This is a genomic window from Cupriavidus gilardii (assembly GCF_013347325.1).
Lineage (GTDB): Bacteria > Pseudomonadota > Gammaproteobacteria > Burkholderiales > Burkholderiaceae > Cupriavidus > Cupriavidus gilardii.
Genome location: NZ_CP054624.1, coordinates 772,099 through 795,773, shown reverse-complemented (window position 1 = coordinate 795,773; position 23,675 = coordinate 772,099). Strand labels below are relative to the sequence as shown.

General features: G+C 68.2%; 20 protein-coding genes. 6 read left to right on the top strand and 14 right to left on the bottom strand.

The window, feature by feature from the left end; translation table 11 throughout:
• Positions 1-50: 50 nt before the first annotated feature.
• The gene (locus tag FOB47_RS03715; RefSeq protein ID WP_174779988.1) at positions 51-1,010 is read right to left on the bottom strand and encodes an MBL fold metallo-hydrolase; all 960 of its coding nucleotides are present in this window, start codon (positions 1,008-1,010) and stop codon (positions 51-53) included.
• Positions 1,011-1,428: 418 nt separating this feature from the next.
• Complete coding sequence (locus tag FOB47_RS03710; RefSeq protein ID WP_023264128.1) at positions 1,429-1,830, bottom strand: helix-turn-helix domain-containing protein; 402 nt, start codon at positions 1,828-1,830, stop codon at positions 1,429-1,431.
• Between the two features lie 249 nt (positions 1,831-2,079).
• On the opposite strand from FOB47_RS03710, the gene FOB47_RS03705 reads away from it, so the two are divergent.
• Together FOB47_RS03705 and FOB47_RS03700 are read left to right on the top strand one after the other, a co-directional pair.
• Positions 2,080-2,676, top strand: a complete 597-nt coding sequence (locus FOB47_RS03705; protein WP_053824158.1) for a TetR/AcrR family transcriptional regulator — start codon at positions 2,080-2,082, stop codon at positions 2,674-2,676.
• A 183-nt stretch (positions 2,677-2,859) separates the two neighbouring features.
• Positions 2,860-3,885, top strand: a complete 1,026-nt coding sequence (locus FOB47_RS03700; protein ID WP_390884801.1) for an alpha/beta fold hydrolase — start codon at positions 2,860-2,862, stop codon at positions 3,883-3,885.
• Positions 3,886-3,933: 48 nt separating this feature from the next.
• Here FOB47_RS03700 and fdhF read toward each other — a convergent pair whose 3' ends face one another.
• The 4 genes from fdhF to FOB47_RS03680 all read right to left on the bottom strand — a co-directional run bounded on the left by fdhF (position 3,934) and on the right by FOB47_RS03680 (position 10,242).
• The gene (gene fdhF, locus FOB47_RS03695) at positions 3,934-6,756 is read right to left on the bottom strand and encodes a formate dehydrogenase subunit alpha (protein ID WP_174779987.1); all 2,823 of its coding nucleotides are present in this window, start codon (positions 6,754-6,756) and stop codon (positions 3,934-3,936) included.
• 68 nt (positions 6,757-6,824) lie between these two features.
• Complete coding sequence (locus FOB47_RS03690) at positions 6,825-8,534, bottom strand: NADH-ubiquinone oxidoreductase-F iron-sulfur binding region domain-containing protein (protein ID WP_174779986.1); 1,710 nt, start codon at positions 8,532-8,534, stop codon at positions 6,825-6,827.
• A 457-nt stretch (positions 8,535-8,991) separates the two neighbouring features.
• A complete protein-coding gene (locus FOB47_RS03685) occupies positions 8,992-9,204 on the bottom strand; it encodes a hypothetical protein (protein WP_053824160.1) in 213 nt (70 codons plus the stop codon).
• Between the two features lie 129 nt (positions 9,205-9,333).
• Positions 9,334-10,242 carry a LysR family transcriptional regulator gene (locus FOB47_RS03680; RefSeq protein ID WP_174779985.1) on the bottom strand — a complete coding sequence of 303 codons (909 nt, stop codon included), beginning with the start codon at positions 10,240-10,242 and terminating at the stop codon, positions 9,334-9,336.
• Between the two features lie 306 nt (positions 10,243-10,548).
• Here FOB47_RS03680 and FOB47_RS03675 point away from each other — a divergent pair, with 306 nt between their 5' ends.
• Positions 10,549-11,508: a LysR family transcriptional regulator gene (locus FOB47_RS03675; protein WP_174779984.1), complete on the top strand. Its 960-nt coding sequence runs from the start codon at positions 10,549-10,551 to the stop codon at positions 11,506-11,508.
• Positions 11,509-11,645: 137 nt separating this feature from the next.
• On the top strand, positions 11,646-11,954 hold the full coding sequence (locus FOB47_RS03670) for a hypothetical protein (protein WP_053824163.1): 309 nt from the start codon (positions 11,646-11,648) through the stop codon (positions 11,952-11,954).
• A gap of 149 nt (positions 11,955-12,103) precedes the next feature.
• On the opposite strand, the gene FOB47_RS03665 is transcribed toward FOB47_RS03670, so the two are convergent.
• From FOB47_RS03665 to FOB47_RS03645, 5 genes are all read right to left on the bottom strand, one after another.
• Positions 12,104-12,370, bottom strand: coding sequence for a hypothetical protein (locus tag FOB47_RS03665; RefSeq protein ID WP_053824164.1), 267 nt, complete (start codon positions 12,368-12,370; stop codon positions 12,104-12,106).
• A gap of 63 nt (positions 12,371-12,433) precedes the next feature.
• A complete protein-coding gene (locus FOB47_RS03660; RefSeq protein ID WP_053824165.1) occupies positions 12,434-13,207 on the bottom strand; it encodes a fumarylacetoacetate hydrolase family protein in 774 nt (257 codons plus the stop codon).
• Positions 13,208-13,428: 221 nt separating this feature from the next.
• Positions 13,429-15,558: an acetate--CoA ligase family protein gene (locus FOB47_RS03655; RefSeq protein WP_151021914.1), complete on the bottom strand. Its 2,130-nt coding sequence runs from the start codon at positions 15,556-15,558 to the stop codon at positions 13,429-13,431.
• 80 nt (positions 15,559-15,638) lie between these two features.
• On the bottom strand, positions 15,639-16,868 hold the full coding sequence (gene frc, locus FOB47_RS03650; protein ID WP_174779983.1) for a formyl-CoA transferase: 1,230 nt from the start codon (positions 16,866-16,868) through the stop codon (positions 15,639-15,641).
• Between the two features lie 180 nt (positions 16,869-17,048).
• Positions 17,049-18,803: a thiamine pyrophosphate-binding protein gene (locus tag FOB47_RS03645; RefSeq protein ID WP_174779982.1), complete on the bottom strand. Its 1,755-nt coding sequence runs from the start codon at positions 18,801-18,803 to the stop codon at positions 17,049-17,051.
• A 426-nt stretch (positions 18,804-19,229) separates the two neighbouring features.
• On the opposite strand from FOB47_RS03645, the gene sucC reads away from it, so the two are divergent.
• Together sucC and sucD are read left to right on the top strand one after the other, a co-directional pair.
• Positions 19,230-20,438 (top strand): ADP-forming succinate--CoA ligase subunit beta, encoded by a 1,209-nt coding sequence (sucC, locus tag FOB47_RS03640; protein ID WP_053824167.1) that lies wholly within the window; start codon positions 19,230-19,232, stop codon positions 20,436-20,438.
• Between the two features lies 1 nt (position 20,439).
• Positions 20,440-21,315, top strand: a complete 876-nt coding sequence (gene sucD, locus FOB47_RS03635; protein ID WP_174779981.1) for a succinate--CoA ligase subunit alpha — start codon at positions 20,440-20,442, stop codon at positions 21,313-21,315.
• Positions 21,316-21,368: 53 nt separating this feature from the next.
• Here sucD and FOB47_RS03630 read toward each other — a convergent pair whose 3' ends face one another.
• The 3 genes from FOB47_RS03630 to FOB47_RS03620 all read right to left on the bottom strand — a co-directional run bounded on the left by FOB47_RS03630 (position 21,369) and on the right by FOB47_RS03620 (position 23,641).
• Positions 21,369-21,521, bottom strand: coding sequence for a hypothetical protein (locus FOB47_RS03630; protein WP_158507294.1), 153 nt, complete (start codon positions 21,519-21,521; stop codon positions 21,369-21,371).
• Between the two features lie 70 nt (positions 21,522-21,591).
• The gene (locus FOB47_RS03625) at positions 21,592-22,341 is read right to left on the bottom strand and encodes a sulfite exporter TauE/SafE family protein (protein ID WP_174779980.1); all 750 of its coding nucleotides are present in this window, start codon (positions 22,339-22,341) and stop codon (positions 21,592-21,594) included.
• Positions 22,342-22,438: 97 nt separating this feature from the next.
• Positions 22,439-23,641 (bottom strand): aminotransferase-like domain-containing protein, encoded by a 1,203-nt coding sequence (locus tag FOB47_RS03620; RefSeq protein WP_390884802.1) that lies wholly within the window; start codon positions 23,639-23,641, stop codon positions 22,439-22,441.
• Between the last annotated feature and the right edge of the window lie 34 nt (positions 23,642-23,675).

The window sequence follows — 23,675 nt, the reverse complement described above, 5'->3', positions numbered from 1 at the left end:
GCCGCCGCGCCCGCTGTCCCGCGGACTGCGGCGGCCAGCACGACGCCGCGTCAGTCCTGCAGCGCGGCCCACATTTCCTTGTCGCGCTCGGCGGTCCAGATGCGCGGATGCTTGATGCCGCTGGCCTCGTCATAGGCGCGCGCCACGTCGAACGGCAGGCAGTGCTCGTAGATGAAGACATGGCCGAACTTCGGATCCATCGCCGCGCGCGTATGCGCCATCGCGCCCTTCAGGTCCAGCTTCCGCGCCACCGCCTCGCGGCCGCGCTGCAGCAGCGTGCTGACGAAATCGCGCGTGTAGGCCAGGCCCTTGTCGACCTGTTCCGGCGTGGTCAGCGCGGGACCGCGCCCCGGCACCAGCGCCTGCGGCTGCAGCGCGCGCAGCGCATCGAGCGTCGCCGGCCACTCCTCGAGCTGCGCGTCGCCGCAATAGCAGGCCGCGTCGTACTCGACCAGGTCGCCGGAGAACAGGATCTTCTGCGACGGGATCCACACGACGGTATCGCCCTTGGTATGGCCGGGACCGAGATGCAGGATCCTGACCTCGAGCTTGCCGAGGAACAGCGTCAGCTCGCGCTCGAACACCAGGTTCGGCCACGTCAGGCCCGGCACGGTCTCCACGCCGGCGAACAGCCGCGGAAAACGCTCGATCTCGGACTTCATGTCCGCCTCGCCGCGCTCGACGATCATCTCGTAGGTGCCGCGGCTCGCGATCACGTTCTGCGCGCCTTCGCTGAAATAGGCCGACGCACCCAGCACGCGCACCGCGTGGTAGTGCGACAGCACCACGTGCTTGATCGGCTTGTCTGTCACGGTGCGGATGCGCGCGATCAGATCCTGCGCCATCGCCGGCGTGGCGGTGGTATCGACGATCAGCACGCTGTCGTCGCCGATCACCACACCGGAATTCGGATCGCCCTCGGCGGTATAGGCGTAGGCGTTGTCGGACAGCCTGGTGAAGGTGACCTGCTTTGCTTCGAGGTCGGCTTGCGACGCAAAGGCTTTGGACATGGGCTCGTCTCCGTTCTGCTGGTCTGCTCGTTGTGCTGCCTGGGTTCCGCCGCGGCGCGCCTCCGGCGGGCCTTTTCCAGCATAGGCCGCCCGGCGTTCCGGCTGGTACACCGCCGCCTGGAATTACGTATTGAGAAATGAATTTACCGAATCGTAATCAGCGGCACGCAGCGTGTCAATCCGAACCGGCCTTGAGCCGAACGGTGAACGGGAATGGGAAGAAGACATCGGCCCGTGGCAACACGGCGAGGTGCGCCGAGGTCGGCCGTCAGGCAGGGAAGGTGCGGAAAACGGAGGGAGAGGAAGGCGGGCGTCGTCCGGACGAACGAGCCGGGTCACGCCGGACGCGGTCTGAGGCCGCGCGGTGCCAAAACCAGCGGCCGGACAAACGCCGGCCGCCGAGGAAACAATGACAGGATCAGACGGGCTTCTGGCCTTCGCCCTGCGGGGAGCCCATGCCACCCGCGCCGGACGTGCCGCCGCCCGAGGAGGCGGACGAAGCCGAGGACGCCGACGCGCCGCCGGCCGGACCGGCCATCGAGGCGGCGGTCACGCCGCCGTTGCGGCTGGCGATGAAGGCATTGACGTCCTGCGCCAGATGCTGGGGGGCAAGAACCACCTCCAGACCGAGCGCCTCGCAGGCGGCCAGGAAGGTGCTCATACGCGGATCGGCCTGGCCCGACTCCGCACGCAGATACGCCTCCCGGGAAATCCCGGCCTTGCGGGCGACGTCCTCCTGCTTGAGCTTGCGCGCTCGGCGCAACGCCCGCAGTTGCCGGAACGGTTCGCTAGCGCCTCGTGGCACGGCTGTACTGTTCATATCGGTCTCCAGTCACCAAAAAAGAAAGTGCGCGGACGTGCATTCGAGTATAGAGCACACGTCGCGTTCCGTATGTAATCAGGGAAACACTTTTACAGATTTCACGATTTGTGCCGGTTGGCTTTCCTCCAGCCCCTGCCGTCTCGATATCGGGCCCTTTGAAGTGCCCGTGCTTCCACAATAGCGAATCGACCTCGTTAGCGCCAAGTTCGGTTTGACAGACCGACCGGTCGTGCTATTCTTCCGAGCATGCAAAAAGGCCAGCTGACGCGCAGCGCAATCATCGCTCAGGCATTCGACACCGCCACGCGGATCGGATTCGAGCAGCTGTCGCTTGCCGAACTGGCCGCCAGCACGGACATGTCCAAGAGCGGCCTGTACGCGCACTTCAAGTCGAAGGAGGCGCTGCAGCAGGCAGTGCTGGAACTGGCGATCGAGCGCTTCACGGCGATGGTGGTGCAGCCGGCGCTACGCCAGCCGCGCGGCGTGCCCCGCTTGCGCGCGCTGTTCGAAGGACAGCTCGAATGGATCGGCAGCACCGACTCCGGCGGCCGCTGCCTGTTCATGGCGCTGGGCCAGGAATATCGGGACCGGCCCGGCGTGATCCGCGACATGCTGGTCCGCGCGCTGAAGGACTGGAACGGCATCGTGGTCCGCGTGGCGGCCGACGCGATCCAGGACGGCAGCCTGGGGGCGGATGAAGAACCGCGCCAGATTGCCTTCGAGATGGCGGGCATCGTGATGGCCTTCCAGCAATCGCTGAAGATGCTCGGGCGGGCCGACGCGCAGGCGATGGCGCGCCGCGCCTTCCAGTCGCTGGTTACGCGCGGCAAACGTACCGCCTAGCTCGCCTGGGCCGCCGGCGCACCACGTTTTGCGCCAGCCCCCCGAGGCACGTTTTCGATCGGCAGATTGTTCGCCGATAAATAGCACGACCGGTCGGTCTTATCGGGGCCCGAGAGAGATGCAGGAGGGGCCGCGCAGCGAGGTCGACGGGCCAGGGATGGAACCGCAAACGGAGTGAATATCGTGATACAGGCCCTGTCTTCCCGCCGCCCCGGCCAAGCCGCCCCGGGCCAGCTTGCCGCGCGGCTCGCGCAGGCCGGCCTGGCATGGCGGCGCCTGCGCTGGCAGACCGCGTCGGCACTGTTTCCCGAGCAGACGGCGCGCGCCTTCGAGCGCGCGTGGTTCGGCGTGCCGGAAGCGAATATCGATGCCGCCGGTCAGGCCTTCCTCGCCGGTGCGCGCGCCGACTGGGCGCTGGTGACCGGCGGCGGCGCGACGCGGCGCGTGCGCGTCTACCGCTGGCACGGCGAAGGCCCGGCGGTGCTGCTGGCGCATGGCTGGGGCGGCAATGCCGCGCATTGGCAGACGCTGGGGCCCGCGCTGCTTGCCGCCGGTCATCGCGTGGTGGCCTTCGACGCGCTGTCCCATGGCGCCTCCGATGCCGGTGCGCTGGGCCCGGGCCAAAGCTCGCTGATCGAGATGTCGCGCGCGCTGCTGGCGGCCGCCTGGCACGCCGGGCCGATCCATGCGGTGGTCGCGCATTCGCTGGGCTCCGCCGCGGCGGCGCTGGCACTGCGGGAAGGCTTGCCGGCCAGTGCCGCGGTGCTGATCGGCGCGCCGGCCGACATGCGCCACGCCTCGGCCACGCTGGCCTGGCAGTTGGGCGTGGCGCCGGCGGTCCTGGCGCGCGTGCAGCACAACAGCGAACAGTGGCTCGGCATGCCGTGGGGCGACTTCAACGTGCCAGACATCGGCCGCTGCCGGCCAGTGCCGCCGACGCTGGTCGTCCATGATCGCCACGACAAGGAGGTGCGCTGGGAGGATGGCGCGGCAATAGCCGGCGCGTGGCCGGGCGCGACGCTGCTGACCACCGAGGGCCTGGGCCATCGGCGCATCCTGCGCGATGCCGGCGTGATCGACCAGGTCGTGAGGTTCCTTGCGCAGCGCCTGTCGTCGCGCACCGCCCCCGCTGCCGCGGTGCCGCCGCTGCATGCCGGGCCGGCGCTGCGCGCGGCGTTGCAGGCAGGCGATCTGGGCATGTTCCGGTAATTCTTGCAGGCCCGACTGCCGGCCGTGCCCTGCCGGGAGCGGATCGCCTCAGCCGGCCCGCGCCAGGATCTGCCCGCCCCCATAGCTCGACTGCACCGGCGGCGTGCCGCCGAGCGTCACGCGGATCGCGCAGTACTTGAACTCGGGGATCTTGCCGAACGGATCGAGCGCCGAATTGGTCAGCTTGTTGATCGCCGCCTCGTAGTAGCAGAACGGCACGAACACCGCGCCGCGCGGCGTACCCTCGTCGGCGCGCGCGTACAGCGCGACCTCGCCGCGGCGTGACGCCAGCGTGATGATGTCGCCCGGCTTGCCGCCCCACTGCGCCAGGTCCAGCGGATGGACCAGCGCGGTCGGATCGGGCTCGAGCGCATCGAGCACCCCTGCCCTTCGCGTCATGCTCCCCGTATGCCAGTGTTCGAGCTGGCGTCCGGTGATCAGCACGAACGGATAGTCGTGGTCGGGCCGTTCCGCCGCCGGCACGATATCGGCCGGCACGAAGCGGGCGCGCCCACTCGGCGTCGGGAAGCTGTCGGTGAAGATCACCGGCTCGCCGGCATCGCCTTCGGCGCGGCACGGGTAGGTCACCGCATGCTCGCGCTGCAGCCGCTCCCAGCTGATTCCCGCGATGCTCGGCATCGCCAGCCGCATTTCGTCGAACACGTCGGCCACGCCGTCGTAGTGCCAGTCCAGGCCGAGCCGCGCGGCCATCTGCTGGATGATCCAAAGATCCTGGCGCGCCTGTCCCGGCGGATCGACCGCCTGCCGGCCCAGCTGCACGATGCGGTCGGTATTGGTGAAGGTGCCGGTCTTCTCGGGGAAGGCCGAGGCCGGCAGCACCACGTCGGCGAGGTAGGCGGTCTCGGTCAGGAAGATGTCCTGCACCACCAGATGATCGAGCGCGGCCAGCGCCTCGCGCGCATGTTGCGCGTCGGGGTCCGACATCGCGGGGTTCTCGCCCATGATGTACATGCCGCGCACCTCGCCGCGCTCGATCGCCTGCATCACCTCGACCACCGTCAAACCCGGCTGGCGATCGAGCGGCGTCCCCCACAGCGCCTCGAAGCGCGCCGCGGCGTCGGCATCGTCGACGCGGCGGTAGTCCGGATACATCATCGGGATCAGCCCGGCGTCCGAGGCGCCCTGCACATTGTTCTGGCCGCGCAGCGGATGCAGGCCGGTGCCGGGCCGGCCGATCTGGCCGGTCATCAGCGCCAGCGCGATCAGGCAGCGCGCGTTGTCGGTGCCGTGCACGTGCTGCGACACGCCCATGCCCCACAGGATCATCGCGCTGCCGGCGGTCGCGTAGAGCCGCGCGACATGGCGGATCGTCTCCGCGTCGATGCCGCAGATCGGCGCCATCGCCCCGGGGCTGTAGGCGGCGACATTGCGTTCGAGTTCGTCGTACCCGACTGTGCGGCTGTCGATGAAGCCGCGATCGACCAGCCCCTCGGTGACGATCACATGCATCATCGCGTTGAGCAGCGCGACGTCGGTATCCGGCTGGAACTGCAGGAAGCGATAGGCGAAGCGGGCCAGGTCCGAGCGGCGCGGGTCGGCGACGATCAGCTTGGTGCCGTTGCGCACCGCGTTCTTGATCCAGCTCGCCGCGACCGGGTGATTGACGGTCGGGTTGGCGCCGATCAGGATCACGACCTCGGCCTTGCCGACGTCGATCACCGGGTTGGACACCGCGCCCGAGCCGATCCCTTCGAGCAGCGCCGCCACCGACGAGGCATGGCACAGCCGCGTGCAGTGGTCGACGTTGTTGCTGCCGAAGCCGGTCCGCACCAGCTTCTGGAACAGATAGGCCTCCTCGTTGCTCCCCTTGGCCGAGCCGAAGCCGGCCAGCGCGCGCTTGCCGTGGGTATCGCGAATGCGCGCGAGGCCGCCGCCGGCCAGCGCCAGCGCCTCTTCCCACGTCGCCTCGCGGAACACCTCCATCACGCGCTCGGGGTCCATCACCGCATCGCCGCGCTTGGGCACGCCCTCGCGCCGCACCAGCGGCACCGTCAGCCGATGCGGATGCGCGGCATAGTCGAAGCCGTAGCGACCCTTGACGCAGAGCCGCGCATGATTGGCCGGACCATCGCGCCCTTCCACGTACTGGATGCGGTTGTCCTTGACGTGATAGGTCAGCTGGCAGCCGACGCCGCAGTACGGGCAGACCGATTGCACCTGCTTGTCGGGCACCGCCAGCGCGGCGGCGCGGGCCGGCATCAGCGCGCCGGTCGGGCAGGCCTGCACGCATTCGCCGCAGGCCACGCAGGTCGACGCGCCCATGGGGTCGTCCATGTCGAACACGATCTTCGCGTCGGCGCCGCGCAACGCGATGCCGATCACGTCGTTGGCCTGCTCGTCGCGGCAGGCGCGCACGCAGCGCGTGCACTGGATGCAGGCATCGAGATTGACTGCGATGGCCGGATGCGACAGATCGGCGGCCACCGGATCGCGCGGCGCAAAGCGCGGCTTGCCGATCTCCAGGCGCGCGGACCACCGGTCCAGCTCGCTGTCGCGCGTGTACGCGGTCTCGGGCATGTCAGACTGCAGCAGCTCGAGCACCATGCCCTGCGCCTTGCGCGCGCGCGGCGAATCGGTCTGCACCTTCATGCCCTTGGCCGGCTGCCGGCAGCACGATGGCGCCAGCACGCGCTCGCCGTCGATCTCGACCATGCAGGCGCGGCAGTTGCCGGCCGGCTCGAGGCCATCCTTGTAGCACAGGTGCGGAATCTCGACGCCCTCGCGCTTCGCTACCTGCAGCAGCGTTTCGCCGGGCGCGGCCATCACCTCCCGGCCGTTCAGCTGGAAGGCAACCGAGGCCGGATCGGAGGCCTGGACGAGGGCGCGTTCGGCGCGGGTCAGTGCATTCATGGCGGTCTCGTGGTTCTGTCGTGCGGCGTCTTTCGGCGTCTTTCGGCGTTTATCGTCGTTGCGGGGGCTCAGGCCAGCTCGTGCGGGAAATAGCGGATCACGCAGTCGATCGGATTGGGCGCGGCCTGGCCCAGGCCGCAGATCGACGCATCGCGCATCACCGCGGACAGGTCGGCCAGCGCCTCGCGGTCCCACCGAGGCTGCGCGATCAGCTGCACGGCCTTCGCCGTGCCGACGCGGCAGGGCGTGCATTGGCCGCAGGACTCGTGCGCGAAGAAGTGCATCAGGTTGCGCGCCACGTCGACGGCGCGGTCATGGTCCGACAGCACCACCACCGCCGCCGAGCCGATGAAGCAGCCATGCGGCTGCAGCGTGTCGAAGTCCAGCGGGATATCGCCCATCGACGCGGGCAGGATGCCGCCCGACGCGCCGCCCGGCAGATAGCCGTAGAAGCGGTGGCCATCGAGCATGCCGCCGCAGTATTCGTCGATCAGCTCGGTGATCGTGATGCCGGCCGGTGCCAGATGCACGCCCGGCTTGTTGACGCGGCCCGACACCGAGAACGAGCGCAGCCCCTTGCGTCCATGCCGGCCTTGCCCCGCGAACCACTCCGCGCCGCGCTCGAGGATGTCGCGCACCCAGTACAGCGTCTCGAAGTTGTGCTCCAGCGTCGGCCGCCCGAACAGGCCGACCTGTGCCACATAGGGCGGGCGCAAGCGCGGCCAGCCGCGCTTGCCTTCGATCGACTCGATCATCGCGGACTCTTCGCCGCAGATATAGGCGCCGGCGCCGCGCCGCAATTCGATCGGCGGCAGATCCGCGCACGGCGGGTCCTCGCGCAGCCGCCGCAGCTCTTCGGTCAGCAGCGCACGGCAGCCGGCGTACTCGTCGCGCAGGTAGATATAGATGGCCTCAACCTGCACCACCTTGGCGGCGATGAGCATGCCTTCGATGAAGCGATGCGGATCGCGCTCCAGGTAGAAACGGTCCTTGAAGGTGCCGGGCTCGCCTTCGTCGATATTGACGGCCATCATCCGCGGTCCCGCCTCGGCCCGCACGATGCGCCATTTGCGGCCGGCCGGAAAGCCGGCGCCCCCCAGCCCGCGCAATCCCGCATGCTCCATCGTCGCAATCGCATCGTCGGCCGACAGCGCGCCTTCGGCCACCGCGCGCAAGGTCCGGTAGCCGCCCTGTTCGCGATACGCCAGGTAGTCGACGTACGGCTCGGGCTCGTGGCGCACCGCGCCCGCGCCGACGCGTTCGGCGATCGCCTCGGCGCTCGCCACGTCGACCGGATTCTGTCCGACCAACGCCGCCGGCGCACGCTCGCAGCGGCCGATGCAGGGCGCGGCGACCACGCGCACGTCGGTGCCGAGCAGCGCCGGCAGCTTGGCGAGCAGCGATTGCGCGCCGGCCATCTCGCAGGCGATGCCCTCGCAGACGCGCACGGTCAGCGCGGGCGGCGGTGCGATCGCACCGTCGGCATCCTCGCGTACGACGTCGAAGTGGTGATAGAAGGTCGCGACCTCGTAGACCTCGGCCTGCGACATCTTCATCTCGGCGGCCAGCGCGGCCAGATGCGGCGCGGCCAGTTGTCCATAGCGGTCGTTGATCGCGTGCAGATGTTCGATCAGCAGATCGCGCCGGCGCGGCGCATCGCCGAGCAAGGCGCGAACTTCGGCGAGCGCGGCGGGGTCGACCTGCCGCCCTTTGGGCTGGCGGCGCTTGCGCTGGCGGCCGATGCTCTCGACCGGAATGGGGATTACGACATGGTTCATGGCCATCTCTGTTCGTTATCGTGGATGCCTGGAGCGCGCGCGGGGGGCGCCGCGGGTCGATGATAGCGCCATCGGCCGTCGCAACTTGCGCACGACACTCCCGCTTCTCCGCCAGCACTGCCCTGGTCACTGCCTTGCGTCAAATCGACTCGCGGACGTTTCACGGTCTCCACGCATCCGGCCGCCGGATGCGTCGTCAACGTCCGCTAGTGTTATACGGTATGTGATATATCAAAATGGTCAAGGCGTTTTCGCTTGTCCACCCATGGCTGTGGACTGAGAAGGCGGCGGACTGCCGCGCAATGACGCCCTGCGGCGGAGAGAAAGGGAGGGGAAAACAGAGGAACGGAAGGGGAACGACGAGGGAATGCACGACTGCGAAGCCGCTGGCCACGGGCAGTTCGTCCGTCGCTATGGCCGCGACAGATGACCGGCGGCGCGGCCAGCGGACTTGCGGTCAGGCATGGGTCAGCACGAACTGGCCGGCGGCCTTGTGCGAATCCTCGGCGGCGTCGTCCTCGCGGGGCGCGCTACCGAATCCCGCGAGGCGGCCGTGCGCCAGGGCGCGAAGCGGCGCCGGGGCAGGCAGCGAGGTCGCGAGCAGCACGGTGGCCGACACGCCAAGCGAGAACAGGCCAAGCGACAGCAGGGTCAACAGGGTGGTTTGCATCAGGACACTCCGATAAGACAACGATCAAGGAATGCCCAGTATATGGTGCAACGCACCAGAAGTAAATATTCTGTATGTGATATATCAACGAAAGGCCTGTTCTGTCGTTCCCGTGCCACAGGCCGGCGTTCAACCTGTCTTCAACGCCACATCCGGGCCCTCCTGCTCGGTAATCACGCGCCAGATGGCGGCGGCATTCGGCTTCAGCGACCGTCCCTTGCGGCGCACCAGCACGACCTGCATGGCGGCATGCGGCCGCAACGGCAACAGCACCACGCCAGGCGGAACGCCGGCCGCGCGGGCGCGCGATGGCACCACGCCGAGCCCCTGCCGCCGCGCCACCATGCCGAGCACCGCGCAGAAATGGCTCAGGGGCCGATAGACGCGCGGCCGCACGTGGTAAGCGGCCATGGCGCGCTCGATCGCGGCCAGCATGCCCGACTGGCGGTCCAGCCCGAACAGCTGCGCATCGTTCAGATCTCCCCAGCCCAGCGCCTCGCGCGACGCCAGCGGATGGCCGGTCGGCAGCACCGCGTGGAAGGTCTCCTCGTATAGCGGGTCGAACTGCAGTTCGGCGCAAGGCTCCGGGTCGCTGACCACCGCGAAATCGACCTCGCCGCCGCGCACCGCATGCAGCGCCGCCTCCGGCCCGACATCGCGCAGCACGATATCGATGTCCGGCCAGGCGCTCTGGCAGGCATGCAGCCAGGCCGGCGCCAGCATCGACGACAGCATCGGGGCCACCGCCAGCTGCACGCGCCCGTGCGCTGGCCGCGCGCTCGAGTGCGTTTCGTGCAGCGTCTGTTCGACCTCGTCGATCAGATGGCAGATGCGTTCGGACAGCAGCGTGCCGGCCTCGGTCAGCTCGACCTGGCGCGTGGTGCGGTCGAACAGGCGCAGGTCGATTTCCTCTTCCAGCTCGCGCACGCTGCGGCTGACGGCGGACTGCGTCAGTCCCAGTTCGGCGGCGGCACGGGTGAAACTGCGATGCCGCGCGACGGCGGCGAACGCCTTCAACTGCGGAAGCGAGACATTCATCGTGGTCTCCTCTGGCACCGCCTGCCTCGTGGGCGCGCGGCCGCTGCGGTTGCCGCCGGCGTGGGCCGGCGGGGCAGCGCTGTTCTTTCTTATGTCGCCACGGTCATCCGGCAGGGGTGCGCGGGCGCCGATGGGTCCTTCGATGCTAGTGCAAACGACTATCCACGACGCCTTAACTTTTTTATTAAGATCATTGACGACCGTCTATGGATCGGCGGCGCTGTCGCAATGCACGAAGCGTGCACCGCAGCGAAACGATCCCGATCACGCGCCGCAGCAAGCGCCGCGTCGACCGAAGAGGCCGCCATGAAAAACGCCACGCTGCGCCAGCTCAAGGTCTTCGAAACGGTGGCCCGTCATTTGAGCTTTTCGCGCGCGGCCGAGGAGCTGCATCTGACGCAGCCCGCGGTGTCGACGCAGGTGCGGCAGCTGGAGAACCATGTCGGCCTGCGGCTGTTCGAGCAGCTGGGCAAGAAGATCTATCTGACGCCCGCGGGCACCGAGATGCTGCACTACAGCCGCAGCATCATCCAGCAGTTCCGCGAGGCCGAGGATGCGATGGCGCAGCTCAGCGGCATCGCGGGCGGCCGGCTCAACATCGCGGTGATCAGCGCCGGCGATTACTTCTTCCCGCGCGTGATCGCCGAATTCATGCGGCGACACCCCGGCGTCACGCTGAACCTGGCGGTGCACAACCGCGAGGAACTGCTGCATCAGCTGGCCGGCAACCTGACCGATCTGGCCGTGATGGTGCGGCCGCCGGCCGGCATGGACACCGTCAACGAATCATTCGCGCCCCACCCTTACGTGATCGTCGCCGCGCCGGACCATCCGCTGGTGGGCAAGCGCAACGTGCCGCTGTCCGCGCTGGCCGACGAAGCCTTCATCTGCCGCGAGAAGGGTTCGGACACCTGGAACTCGATGCAGGAAGGGTTCGCCGCGCGGCTGCAGAACCTGCGCATCACGATGGAGATCAAGAGCACCGAGACGATCAAGCAGGCCGTGATCGCCAATATGGGCATCGCGTTCCTGTCGGCCCACACGGTTGCGCTGGAACTGCGCACCGGCCATCTGGCGGTGCTGGACGTCGAAGGCTTCCCGGTGATGCTGAACTGGTACGTGGTCCATCGCAAGAACAAGCGGCTGCCGCCGGTCGCGCTGGCCTTCAAGCATTTCCTGCTCAGCGAAGGCGCGGCGCAGATCGACCGGATCACCGCGGTGGCAGGCCTGATCCGCGGCAAGGGCGCCGTCGCAGCGCGCTCGTAGCGCATTGGCCTGGTCTCGCCCGCCTTCCATCCATAAACGATGGCTTATGGTTTTGCCGATCAACTTCAATTGTTGTTAATCGTTCGCGCGCCCTATGCTGCCTGCATGTCCCACCGCACCGGCACAAGGAGAGCGACATGGAACAAGCGCAGATCGAACGGCAGAACGACGTCACTACCGCGGCCGCGGACCCCCAGATTCCGGTACAGGCGCAACTTGCCGCCTACAACTCGGCCTTTGTCGAACTGGAACTGCCCTTCCATTGGGACGAGGCGATGTATCGCTGGCTGTGCGGCGTGGTCGATTGCGAGCGCACCCAGATCGCGCACTATATCGAGACCTATCACGCGCATCTGCTGACGGCCTATGAGGCGCCGTTTCTGAGTCAGCTGATCCTCGAGAAGAAGAACGGGTATCTGGAGGCGATGGGCCGGCGCGTCAGCTGAATCGCCGCTTCTCGAACTACCGCCTCGTTCCCGCGCACGCAGGGACCGAGCGTCGTTGAATGAATGCCACGGGTCCCCGCCTGCGCGGGGACGACGTGCTTGTATCGAACGACTTCGACGAACGACTTCGATCGATCGACTTCGTCGAACTACTTCGCTTCGGAAGACCGCGCGCCGCGCACGCCAGCTCGCGCGCCGATCGCAATCGCCGCTGCCGCGACCGTGGCCAGCGCCAATCCCGCCACCACCACCATCGGGCCATTGCCGCCGGACAACCAGGCGGCCGAGATGGCCAGCACGATGCCGCCGAGGCAACCTGCATGCAGCGCGGCGGCCCCGGCGTGACGGTAGCCGGCCAGGCCGGCCACCATCGACGCGCAGGCGAGCAGATAAGCCAGTTCTTCGGGATCCGTCATGGCAGGCCTCCATCGCGACCGGCGCGACCATCGGAAACAGCCAGCGGCGCGTTGCCGCGCGGGCTAGCCGCCGACCGGATTGATCAGCGCACCGATGCCGTCGATGCGCACTTCGACGACCGCGCCGGCCTTCATCGAGCCCACGCCGAGCGAGGTACCGCAGGCGATCACGTCGCCCGGCATCAACGTCATGTCGCGCGACAGACGGCTGACGATCTGCTCGGGCGTGAAGATCATGTCCGACAGCGGATAGCGCTGGCGCTCGGCGCCGTCGAGCCGCGTGACCACGCTGGCGTCGCGCCAGTCGAAGCCCGTGACGATGGCCGGGCCCAGGCAGCCGAAGGTATCGAAGCCCTTGGCGCGGCACCATTGCGCGAAATTCGGATCCTCGGCGATCAGGTCCGCCGCGGTGACATCGTTGACGACCGTATAGCCGAAGATATGCGAGGCGGCATCGGCGGCCGGCACATCGCGGCACACGCGTCCGATCACGATGCCGAGCTCGCCCTCGAACACGATCTTGCCGGCATAGCCGACCGGCCGCGCGATGGTGTCGCCCGGACCGGCCAACGAGGTCGCCGGCTTGATCAGGAACAGCGGATGCGCGGGCTCGGGCTTGCCCAGTTTCTGCGCCAGCGCGCGGAAGTTGTTCCACAGCGCGACGATCTTGGACGGCTCGCATGGCGCGAGCAGGCTCACCTCGTTGCGCGGGAACGACACGCCGGTGGGATTCGGCGATGCGTAGCCGGGGCCGTCGTATTCGAACACCCGCTCGCCATCGAGCCGGCCCATCCGTGGCCGGCCATCGCCGGCGTCGAAGCGAATCCAGGTTTGCATGGGGGTCTCCTGTGGCGGGTGGTTTTTTCATGGGCGGTGTCGGGGCGCTACCCTCTCCCCCGCCCCTCTCCCGCGCGAGAGAGGGGAGAAAACCGAGGGGATTGGGAAATGCCGTCGGCGCTCGCCTGACGCTCTCCCCTCTCCCGCCAATGCGGGAGAGGGGCCGGGGGAGAGGGCAAGCGGCGCCTCCCAACGCCGCCGATCTCCCCTTCGCCGCAGAGTCAGATCTTGCCCGCGCCGCGCGCCCACTTGTACTTCGCGCCGAGCACCGCGACCGGGATCTCGGTCGAGTACGCGTAGGCCGGCACGCCATGCTGATACAGGTATTCGGCGGCTTCCTCGACCTGCACGTCGCCGGCCAGCGAGGCGACGATCGGCTTCTCGATGCCCCTGGCCGCCATCTCCTCCTTGACCTCGACCACCAGCTTGGCGAACACCATCGGCGGCGTGATGATCGTGTGCCAGTAGCCCAGGATGATCGCGTGGATGCGCGGATCCTCCAGCCCCAGCTTGATCGTGTTGCGATAGGTGCTCGGCGGCTCGCCACCGGTGATGTCGACCGGATTGCCGGCCGCGCCGAACGGCGGGATGAACTTGCGGAAGGCCGCGTCCAGGTCCTCCGGCATCGTCATCAGCGACAGCCCGTTGTCGACGCAGGCATCGGACAGCAGCACGCCCGAGCCGCCGGCGCCGGTGATGATCACCACGTTCTCGCCCTTCGGCGTCGGCAGCTTCGGAATGCCGCGCGCGAACTCGAGCAGGTCGCGCAGCGAGCGGGCGCGGATCACGCCGCATTGCTTGAAGACGTCCTCGTAGATGCGGTCGTCGCCGGCCAGCGCGCCGGTGTGCGAGCTGGCGGCGCGCGCCCCCAGGCTGGTGCGGCCGGCCTTGAGCACCACCACCGGCTTGACCTTCGACACGCGGCGCGCCGCCTCCGCGAACGCGCGGCCATCCTTCAGGTCCTCGCAATGCTGCGCGATGATCTCGGTCTCGTCGTCCTGCTCGAAGAACGTCAGCAGATCGTCTTCGTCGATGTCGGACTTGTTGCCCAGGCCAACGATGGCCGATACGCCCATCCTGGCCGACCGCGAGAAGCCGATGATGGCCATGCCGATGCCGCCCGACTGAGACGACAGCGCGGCCTTGCCCTTGACGTCATAAGGCGTGCAAAACGTCGCGCACAGATTCTTCGGCGTGTAGTAGAAGCCGTAGATGTTCGGCCCCATCAGCCGGATGTTGTGCTTGCGGGCGATCGCGACGATCTCCTCCTGTCCCTCGACATTGCCGGTCTCGGCAAAGCCGGACGGAATCAGCACGGCGCCGGGAATGCCCTTCCTGCCGACCTCCTCCAGCGCCTGCGCCACCAGCTTGGCGGGGATCGCGAACACCGCCACGTCGATCTCGCCGGGCACGTCGAGCACGCTCTTGTAAGCGGTCATGCCCATGATCTCTTCGGCCTTCGGGTGGATCGGATAGATCTTGCCCTGGTAGCCGCCGTTGATCAGGTTCTTCATCACCGAGTTGCCGATCTTGCCGTCCTCGGACGACGCACCGATCACCGCCACGGTGTCGGGCCGCATGATGCGGTTCATCTGCGCGACGATCTGTTCCTGCGTCGGGCGATAGCGCTGCGGCTGCGGCGCGTGGTCCAGCACGATGCGCACGTCGGCCGCGATCGCGCCGCTCGGGCTCGCGAACACCGGGTTCAGGTCCAGCTCGGCGATCTCGGGGAAGTCGGTCACCAGCTGCGACACGCGCTGGATCATGCTGGCGAGCGCCGCGCGGTCGACCGGCTCGGCGCCGCGCACGCCCTTGAGCACCTGCGCGGCCGCAATGCCGTCGAGCATGCCGAGCGCGTCCTGCTCGCTCGCGGGCGCCATGCGGAACGTGATGTCCTTGAGCACCTCGACCAGCACGCCGCCGAGGCCGAAGGCCACCAGCTTGCCGAACGACGGATCGGTGACCGCGCCGATGATGACCTCCTGGCCGCCGCCGATCATCTTCTGCACCTGCACGCCGACGATCTCCGCCTTGGCGTTGTAGCGCTTCGCGTTGTCCAGGATGGTCTGATAGCCCTGCTCGACCTTCTGCGCGTCCTCCAGGCCGACCAGCACGCCGCCGGCCTCGGTCTTGTGCAGGATGTCGGGCGACACGATCTTCATCACCACCGGAAAGCCGATGCGGCCGGCCAGTTCAACGGCTTCGGCCGGCGACGTCGCCAGCCCTTCGCCCGGCACCGCAATGCCATAGGCATCGCAGACCAGCTTGCCTTCGGGCGCGGTCAGCGCGGTGCGTCCCTGTTCCTTGGCGGTGGCGAGAATATTGCGCACCGCGTCCTTGTCATACGCCATGTCAGACCTCCATCGGGTCATGGTTGCAGCGGAGTTTGCGAACGAAGGGCGGCGCCGGGCCGCCCCGGGGCAAGGCGGCGTCAAACCGCGCCGGCCGCGCGCAGCGCCTCGATCTGCGCGGGCGTGCGGCCCAGCCATTCGAGGATCTCGGTGGTGTGCTCGCCCAGCAGCGGCGAGCGTTCGACCTGGACCGGCGATTCCGACAGGTTGATCGGGCAGCCCAGCTGCACGTAGCGGCCGCGCTGCGGATGATCGACCTCTACCAGATAGCCGCGCTCGTACAGCGAGCGGTCCTCGATCAGGTCCTTCATCGACAGGATCGGGCCGCACGGCACGTCGACCTCGTTGAGCGCCTGCATGACCTCGAACTTGGTGCGCGTGCGCGTCCACTTCTCGATGATCGAGAAGCATTCGGGCAGGCATTTGAGGCGCGCTTCCGGCGTGGCGAACTGCGGATGCGCGATCAGGTCCTCGCGTCCGCACAGCCGCATCAGCGGTTCCCACCCCTGCGGTTGCACGATCACGTAGACATAGTCGTTGGCCCCGCCCGGCGCGCAGCGCAGCGCCGCGCCCGGCTGTCCGCCGCCCGAGGCATTGCCGGCGCGCGGGACGTAATCGCCGAACTCCTTGTTCGGGTATTCGCGCAGCGCGCCGGCCGCCAGGCGCTGCTGGTCGCGCAGCTTGACGCGGCACAGGTTCAGCACCGCATCCTGCATCGCGACCTCGACGCGCTGGCCCTTGCCGGTCTGCTCGCGTTGCAGCAGCGCGGCCAGGATGCCGATCACGCAATGCACGCCGGTACCCGAATCGCCGATCTGCGCGCCGGTCACCGTCGGCGGCCCTTCCTCGAAGCCAGTGGTCGAGGCGGAGCCGCCCATGCATTGCGCGACGTTCTCGTAGGCCTTGCAGTCGGCGTACGGCCCGGGGCCGAAGCCCTTGATCGACGCGTAGATCAGCCGCGGATTGAGCGCGCGCAGCCGGTCCCAGTCGAAGCCCGCGCGGTCGAGCACGCCGGGGCCGAAGTTCTCGACCAGCACGTCGCAGCGCTCGACCAGGTCCTCCAGCAGCGCCTTGCCCTCCGGCGTCTTCATGTTCAGCGTCAGGCTGCGCTTGTTGGAGTTCAGCATCGTGAAATAGAGGCTGTCGGCGTTCGGCACATCGCGCAGCTGGCTGCGCGTGATGTCGCCCCGGCCGGGCAGCTCGACCTTGATCACATCCGCCCCCAGCCATGCCATCAGCTGCGTGGCCGACGGCCCCGCCTGCACGTGCGTCATGTCCAGGATGCGTACTCCTTCCAATGCCTTGCTCATGGCGTCGTCTCCTCGCCTCTATGGTGGGATCGTGGGTTGCACGGCAGCGGGTCGGCACGGCCCGCGCGCGAGGGCTTGCAAGGGCGTGCGCCGCCCGCCGGATGCGTGGGCCTTGTGCAAACCCGCGCATCCGGTGTCGCTCGCCGCGATCGCGCTGTCGGCCCGGGGGCCGGCGGCCGGCTACTTGTACATGGTCTGGTTCTTGGTACCCGGGGCGTATTCGCGCGGATCGACCCAGATATTGATCACCGCGGACTTGCCGGTGCGCGCGATCGACTCGCGTCCGCGCTGCAGCGCGCCGGCGATCTGGGCCGGGTCACGCACCTCCTCGCCATAGCCGCCCAGCATCTGCGCGAACTGGCTGAACGGCACGTCCGACAGCAGGTTGCCGACGTTGCCGCGCGACTCGCCGTACTTGGCCAGCTGCCCGTAGCGGATCTGGTTCATCGCCGAGTTGTTGCCGATCACGGCCAGATACGGCACGCCGAAGCGGTTGGCGGTCTCCATGTCGAAGGCCGTCATGCCGAAGGAGCCGTCGCCGTAGTAGCACAGCACCTCCTTGCCCGGATTGGCCAGGCCCGCCGCGATCGCAAAGCCGGTGCCGACGCCGAGCGAGCCCAGCGCGCCCGGGTCCATCCACTGGCCGGGCTTGCGCGGCCGCACCGCCTGCGCGGAGATCGTCACCACATCGCCGCCGTCGCCGATATAGATCGTGTCCTCGCCGAGGAAATTGTTCAGCTCGTAGGCGACGCGGTACGGATGGATCGGCGTGTTCTCCGACAGGAACAGCGGCATCAGCTTCTCGGTGGCGACGCCTTCGGCCTCGGTCAGCTGGCCCATCCACTTCTGGCGCGCCTGGCGCTTGTCCTGCTTGATGCGGCCGCTGGCGGCCTGCAGCACCGCGCCCAGGATCGCGCCCGGATCGCCGACCAGGCCCAGGTCGATCTCGCGGTTCTTGCCGACGGTGCGGTAATCCATGTCGATCTGCACCAGCGTCAGCTCCTTGCTGATGCGCTTGCCGTAGCCCATGCGGAAGTCGAACGGCGTGCCGACGATCACCAGCACGTCGGCGTTGGCGAAGGCCTGCGAGCGGGTACGGTCGAAATGATGCGGATCGCCCGGCGGCAGCAGCCCGCGGCTGGCGCCATTGAAGTAACCCGGGATATCGAGGCCGCGCAGCAGCGCGATCGCTTCCTCGTGGCCGCGCGCGGTCCAGACCTGCTGGCCGAACAGGATGGCCGGACGCTCGGCATTGACCAGGATGTCGGCGAGCTTCTCGATGTCGCGCGGATCGCCGATCGACCTGGTCGAGGCGCGATAGTGGCCGGGGCGCGGTACCACGGCGCGCGCGACGTCGACTTCGCGGTCGAGCACGTCGCGCGGAATCTCCAGATAGGCGGGCCCTGGCGCGCCGTTGAAGCATTCGCGCGCGGCCATCGAGATCATGTCGGCAACGCGCTCGGTGCTCGGGATGGTCGCGGCGAACTTGGTGATCGGCGCCATCATGTCGACGTGCGGCAGGTCCTGCAGAGAGCCCATCTTGTGCTGCGTCAGCGCGCCCTGCCCGCCGATATGCAGCACCGGGCTTTCCGAGCGGAAGGCCGTGGCGATGCCGGTGACCGCGTTGGTGGAGCCCGGGCCGGCCGTCGTCACCACGCAGCCGAGCTTGCCGGTCTGGCGCGCATAGCCGTCGGCCGCGTGCGCCGCGACCTGTTCGTGACGCACGTCGATGATGCGGATCCCTTCGTCGACGCAGCCATCGTAGATATCGATGATGTGGCCGCCGCACAGCGTGAAGATGGTGTCGACCCCTTCGTTCTTCAGCGCCCGCGCGACCAGATGGCCGCCCGACACGATGCCGGCATCCCGGCTCTTTTGCTTCAAGGTGTCATCGGCCGTCGTCGATTCCGGCCGCAGCGATACGACTGCAGACATGTGTTGGTCTCCTCGTTGGACTCCGGGCGGCCCCGTTGTGTGGGCACGCACCGCTTCACCTTCTTCTCGGCAGGGCTGCCGGCTTGCGACGCGAATCGATCGTTTCGGGCGATCTTGATGACATACCGTATGTGATATATCAAAGGTCGGCAAGGAGAAAATGTGGGAAAGGCGGCGAATTTCGACGACGCAACGCAGCAAAACAGTCTTTTTCTTGCCGATAAATTCGCCCAACTTCTATAAACACTGTCGCTTAGTGCCGGTCCGCATCAATGTCGGTTCCGTTGGCATCCGTGTACCGCACGGCAGATAATTCGCCTTGTTGTGCATTGATATATTACATACCATATGCAAGCAGGCACTCGGCGCAATGCCGCCCCATCCTGTCAGCCACCACAACGACGTACCAGACCCAGTGAGGAGACAGTGAACATTCACGAATATCAGGCCAAGGAGCTGCTGCGGCGCTACGACGTCGCCGTGCCGCGAGGCGCGGTTGCGTTCACGCCGGACGAGGCAGCCAACGCGGCGCGCACGCTCGGGGGCCCGCTGTGGGTCGTCAAATCGCAGATCCATGCCGGGGGCCGCGGCGCCGGGCGCTTCCAGAACGATCCCGGCGGCAAGGGCGGGGTGCGCGTGGCGCGTTCGCTCGAGGCGGTGCGCGAGGAAGCCGGCAAGATGCTCGGCGCGGTGCTGGTCACGAAGCAGACCGGCGCTGCGGGGCGGGAGGTGCGGCGCCTCTATATCGAGGAAGGCTGCGACATCGCGCGCGAACTCTATTTCGGCATGCTGATCGACCGCGCGACATCGCGGATCACGCTGATGGCATCGACCGAAGGCGGCATGGACATCGAGGAAGTCGCCGCGCACACGCCGGAGAAGATCCTGAAGCTGGCGATCGATCCGGCCACCGGCATCCAGCCCTTCCACGCGCGGCGCCTGGCCTTCGGGCTCGGCCTGCGCGGCAAGCAGGTCGGCGAGGCCACGCGGCTGTTCCTGGCGGCCTATCGCGCCTTCACCGAGCTCGACGCGTCGATCGTCGAGATCAATCCGCTGGTCGTCACGCACAGCGGCCACGTGATGGCGCTGGACGCCAAGTTCAACTTCGACGACAACGCGCTGTTCCGCCACCCCGATATCGAGGCGATGCGGGACGAGGCCGAGGAGGACCCGGCCGAGACGGAGGCCGCGCGCCATGCGCTGAACTACGTCAAGCTCGACGGCAATATCGGCTGCATGGTCAATGGCGCCGGCCTGGCGATGGCCACGATGGACATCATCCAGCTGCATGGCGGCAAGCCGGCCAATTTCCTCGATGTCGGCGGCGGCGCGACGCGCGAGCGCGTGGCGACGGCATTCCGGCTGATCCTGGCCGACCGCAATGTCGAAGGCATCCTGGTCAATATCTTCGGCGGCATCATGCGCTGCGACGTGATCGCCGAGGGCGTGGTCGCGGCCGCGCGCGAGGTCGATCTGACCGTGCCGCTGGTGGTGCGGCTCGAAGGCACCAACGTCGAACTGGGCAAGGCGATCCTGCGCGATTCCGGATTGCCGATCGTGTCGGCCGACGACCTCGCCGATGCGGCGACCAAGGTCGTCGCGGCCACGCGCAACACCAAGCGGGGAGGACATTGAGATGGCCGTGCTGATCGACAACCACACCAGGGTGCTGTGCCAGGGCCTGACCGGCGCGCAGGGCAGCTTCCACACCGAACAGGCGCTGGCGTATGGCACGCAGATGGTCGGCGGCGTGACGCCCGGCAAGGGCGGCGAGACCCACCTCGGCCTGCCGGTGTTCGATACCGTCGCCGAGGCGGCCCAGCGCACCGGCGCCCAGGCCTCCGTGATCTACGTGCCGCCGCCGTTCGCGGCCGACGCGATCCTCGAAGCGGTCGACGCCGGCCTCGAGCTGGTCGTCTGCATCACCGAGGGCATTCCGGTGCTCGACATGGTGCGGGTCAAGCGCGCGCTGTCCGGCTCGCGCACCCGGCTGGTCGGTCCCAATTGCCCGGGCGCGATCACGCCGGGCCAATGCAAGATCGGCATCATGCCCGGCCATATCCATCGGCCCGGCAGGATCGGCGTGGTGTCGCGCTCCGGCACGCTGACCTATGAAGCGGTCGCGCAGACCAGCGCGGCCGGGCTCGGACAGTCGACCTGCATCGGCATCGGCGGCGATCCGGTCAACGGCACCAACTTCATCGATTGCCTGAAGCTGTTCCTCGAGGACGACGACACCGAAGGCATCATCATGATCGGCGAAATCGGCGGCTCGGCCGAAGAGGAAGCCGCGCAGTTCCTGCGCGATTCCGGCAGCGACAAGCCGGTGGTCGGCTTCATCGCCGGCACCACCGCGCCGCCGGGCCGGCGCATGGGCCATGCCGGCGCCATCATCTCGGGCGGCAGCGGTACCGCCGATGCCAAGATCGAGGCAATGCGCGCGGCCGGCATCCACGTGTCGCGCTCGCCGGCCGAGCTGGGGCAGACGATGGCGAAGGCGTTGGGCGTATAGCGCGATCTTCGTGCGGAACCGCCGCCGTTGTGGATGGCAGCGGCGGCGGCGCACTACAGCCCCACCACGCTCCTGGCAATGATGCCCAGCTGTACCTCGGCAGCGCCGCCGAAGATCGTGTACGCCCTGCTGTTCAGATACTCGGGCAGCAAGCTGATGCCGTGCTGGCGCCGGCCCTCGTGGCTCGTACGGACCAGCGCGAACATGCGGTTGGCATGATGCGCGTGCGTGGCAGCGAGCCGGCCTGAGAGACGTACCGCGGGATCGTCGCGGCCGCTAGCCGATGCGGCCGAGCACTGTCGGCAGGCCCGACGACAGCATCATCACGCCCGACGCCGTCAGCAAGGTCAGTACGATCGCGCGGAAGCGCGCCTCGTCGATACGGTGATAGACGCGCGCGCCGATCAGCGTCGGAATCAGCATCGCCGGCGCGACCACGGCAAACCGCGGCAGCATCTCGGCGGTGACGTTGCCCGCGATCAGGTAGACCAGCATCGTCACCATCAGGATGGTCAGGTTGAAGTTCTGGATGATGGCGCGCTGCCGATCCTTCTGATAGCCGCGCAACGTGCACCACAGCGTCGGCACGGTACCGCTGAAGCCGCCGATCGCGCTCATCACGCCGCCGACCAAGCCGGCACCGGCATCGCCGCTCCTGCCGCCCCAGCGCAGCGGCGGCAGCCGCCGCGCCATCAGCATGGCCGGGCACCACAGCACCAGGAAGGCACCGATCGCGGTCTTGAACGATGCCATGTCGAGATACGGCAGCAGCAGCATGCCGAGCGGAATGCCGGCCAGCCCGCCGGCGATGAAGGGCAGCAGCGCGGCGACATCGAAGCCGCGCCGCACGCGCACCGCCGCGATGATCTGTCCGGTCAGCGAGCCGAACACCGTCAGCGCCGCGGCCATGTGCGGCTCCAGCGTCCACGCCCACAGCGACATCGCGACCATGCCGAAGGCAAACCCGGACAGGCCCTGCACGAAGCCGGCGAGGGCGGCACCAACGGCAATGGTCAGATATTCCATCGAAGGGATCGGGAAGGCGGAAAGGAAACGGACGACAGGCGCTCAGGCCCACGCGAAGCCCCGCGATCTTACCGGGGAATGCCGACGCCCGGGTCGATCAGCGCTTCCCCAATGCGCGCGCGAGGCGCCGGACGCCCTCGCCGATCTCCGCCACCGACGGCATCGCGAACGACAGCCGCAGCGCGGGCGACGGCTGTCCCGTTGCCGCGTGGAAGGCCTTGCCAGGAACGAACAGCACGTTTTCCTCGATCGCTTCGCGCAGCAGTTCGGCGGAGTCGGTGCCGTCCGGCAGCGAGGCCCAGACGAACATGCCGCCACCTGGCCGCATATAGTCGATGCGGCCGCCGAGCTCGCGCTCGAGCGCCGACACCATGGCATCGCGCTTGTCCCGGTAGACCTCGATGATGCGGGCGACCTGTCCGCGCAGATGGCCGGCGTCCAGATAGGCCGCCATCGCGCGCTGGATCCATGGCGGCGTGCACAGGTCCGAGGCCTGCTTGGCCAGCACCGCGCGCCGCACCACGTCGGGATGCGCGGCCATCCAGCCGATCCGCAGGCCCGGCGCCACCGTCTTCGACAGGCTGCCCAGATAGACGATGCGATCGCGCAGCGCGGGTTCGCCATTGGCCATCGCCAGCAGCGTGGCGGGCGGCGCGCCGTCGAACGCGAGACAGCCGTAGGGGTCGTCCTCGATCACCAGCAGCTCGTATTGCGCCGCCAGCCGCAGCACCGCCTCGCGCCGCCGCACCGACAAGGTCGCGCCGGTCGGATTGGCGAAGGTCGGCACCAGATAGATCAGCCGTGGCCGCTCGGCGGGCGCGCAGTCGCGCAGGCATTGCTCCAGCGCGTCCGTATCGATCCCGTCCGCATCGGCCGGCACCGGCACCAGCCGCGCACCGGCGAGGCGCAGCGCCTGGATCGCCGCCGGATAGGTCGGCGCCTCGACGATCACCGGCACACCGGGCTCGACGAAGGCGCGGACCAGGAAGTCGAAGCCTTGCTGCGAGCCCGAGGTCACCAATATCCGTTCGGCGGGCGTCGGCGCACCGGCCTGCCCCATCTGCCGGCTCAGCGCCTCGCGCAGTGCCGGCACGCCCTCGGTAGCGCCGTATTGCAGGCATTCGGCGGGATGGCCGGCCAGCGCCTCTGCCATGCATTGCCCGATCGCCGCGGTATCGAAAGTCGAGGCCGCCGGGTAGCCGCCGGCGAACGAAATCATGCCGGGGCGGGACAGGTACTGGAACAGTTCGCGGATCGGCGAGCCGGCCGGCTGCTGGAAAGCCGAGGCAAAGGGGAACATGGATGTGTCCTGGCTTGTCATTCGACCTGGCTCG

Bases quoted from the DNA above. Each gene is read 5' to 3' on its own strand.
- FOB47_RS03665 (WP_053824164.1), bottom strand. From the start codon at position 12,370: ATGACGGATCCCGAAGAACTGGCTTATCTGCTCGCCTGCGCGTCGATG.
- FOB47_RS03645 (WP_174779982.1), bottom strand. From the start codon at position 18,803: ATGTCTGCAGTCGTATCGCTGCGGCCGGAATCGACGACGGCCGATGAC.
- FOB47_RS03715 (WP_174779988.1), bottom strand. From the start codon at position 1,010: ATGTCCAAAGCCTTTGCGTCGCAAGCCGACCTCGAAGCAAAGCAGGTC.
- FOB47_RS03670 (WP_053824163.1), top strand. From the start codon at position 11,646: ATGGAACAAGCGCAGATCGAACGGCAGAACGACGTCACTACCGCGGCC.
- FOB47_RS03620 (WP_390884802.1), bottom strand. From the start codon at position 23,641: ATGTTCCCCTTTGCCTCGGCTTTCCAGCAGCCGGCCGGCTCGCCGATC.
- FOB47_RS03690 (WP_174779986.1), bottom strand. From the start codon at position 8,534: ATGAACCATGTCGTAATCCCCATTCCGGTCGAGAGCATCGGCCGCCAG.
- FOB47_RS03625 (WP_174779980.1), bottom strand. From the start codon at position 22,341: ATGGAATATCTGACCATTGCCGTTGGTGCCGCCCTCGCCGGCTTCGTG.
- FOB47_RS03680 (WP_174779985.1), bottom strand. From the start codon at position 10,242: ATGAATGTCTCGCTTCCGCAGTTGAAGGCGTTCGCCGCCGTCGCGCGG.
- FOB47_RS03705 (WP_053824158.1), top strand. From the start codon at position 2,080: ATGCAAAAAGGCCAGCTGACGCGCAGCGCAATCATCGCTCAGGCATTC.
- fdhF (WP_174779987.1), bottom strand. From the start codon at position 6,756: ATGAATGCACTGACCCGCGCCGAACGCGCCCTCGTCCAGGCCTCCGAT.
- FOB47_RS03630 (WP_158507294.1), bottom strand. From the start codon at position 21,521: ATGTTCGCGCTGGTCCGTACGAGCCACGAGGGCCGGCGCCAGCACGGC.
- FOB47_RS03685 (WP_053824160.1), bottom strand. From the start codon at position 9,204: ATGCAAACCACCCTGTTGACCCTGCTGTCGCTTGGCCTGTTCTCGCTT.
- FOB47_RS03655 (WP_151021914.1), bottom strand. From the start codon at position 15,558: ATGGCGTATGACAAGGACGCGGTGCGCAATATTCTCGCCACCGCCAAG.
- sucD (WP_174779981.1), top strand. From the start codon at position 20,440: ATGGCCGTGCTGATCGACAACCACACCAGGGTGCTGTGCCAGGGCCTG.
- FOB47_RS03675 (WP_174779984.1), top strand. From the start codon at position 10,549: ATGAAAAACGCCACGCTGCGCCAGCTCAAGGTCTTCGAAACGGTGGCC.
- frc (WP_174779983.1), bottom strand. From the start codon at position 16,868: ATGAGCAAGGCATTGGAAGGAGTACGCATCCTGGACATGACGCACGTG.
- FOB47_RS03710 (WP_023264128.1), bottom strand. From the start codon at position 1,830: ATGAACAGTACAGCCGTGCCACGAGGCGCTAGCGAACCGTTCCGGCAA.
- FOB47_RS03660 (WP_053824165.1), bottom strand. From the start codon at position 13,207: ATGCAAACCTGGATTCGCTTCGACGCCGGCGATGGCCGGCCACGGATG.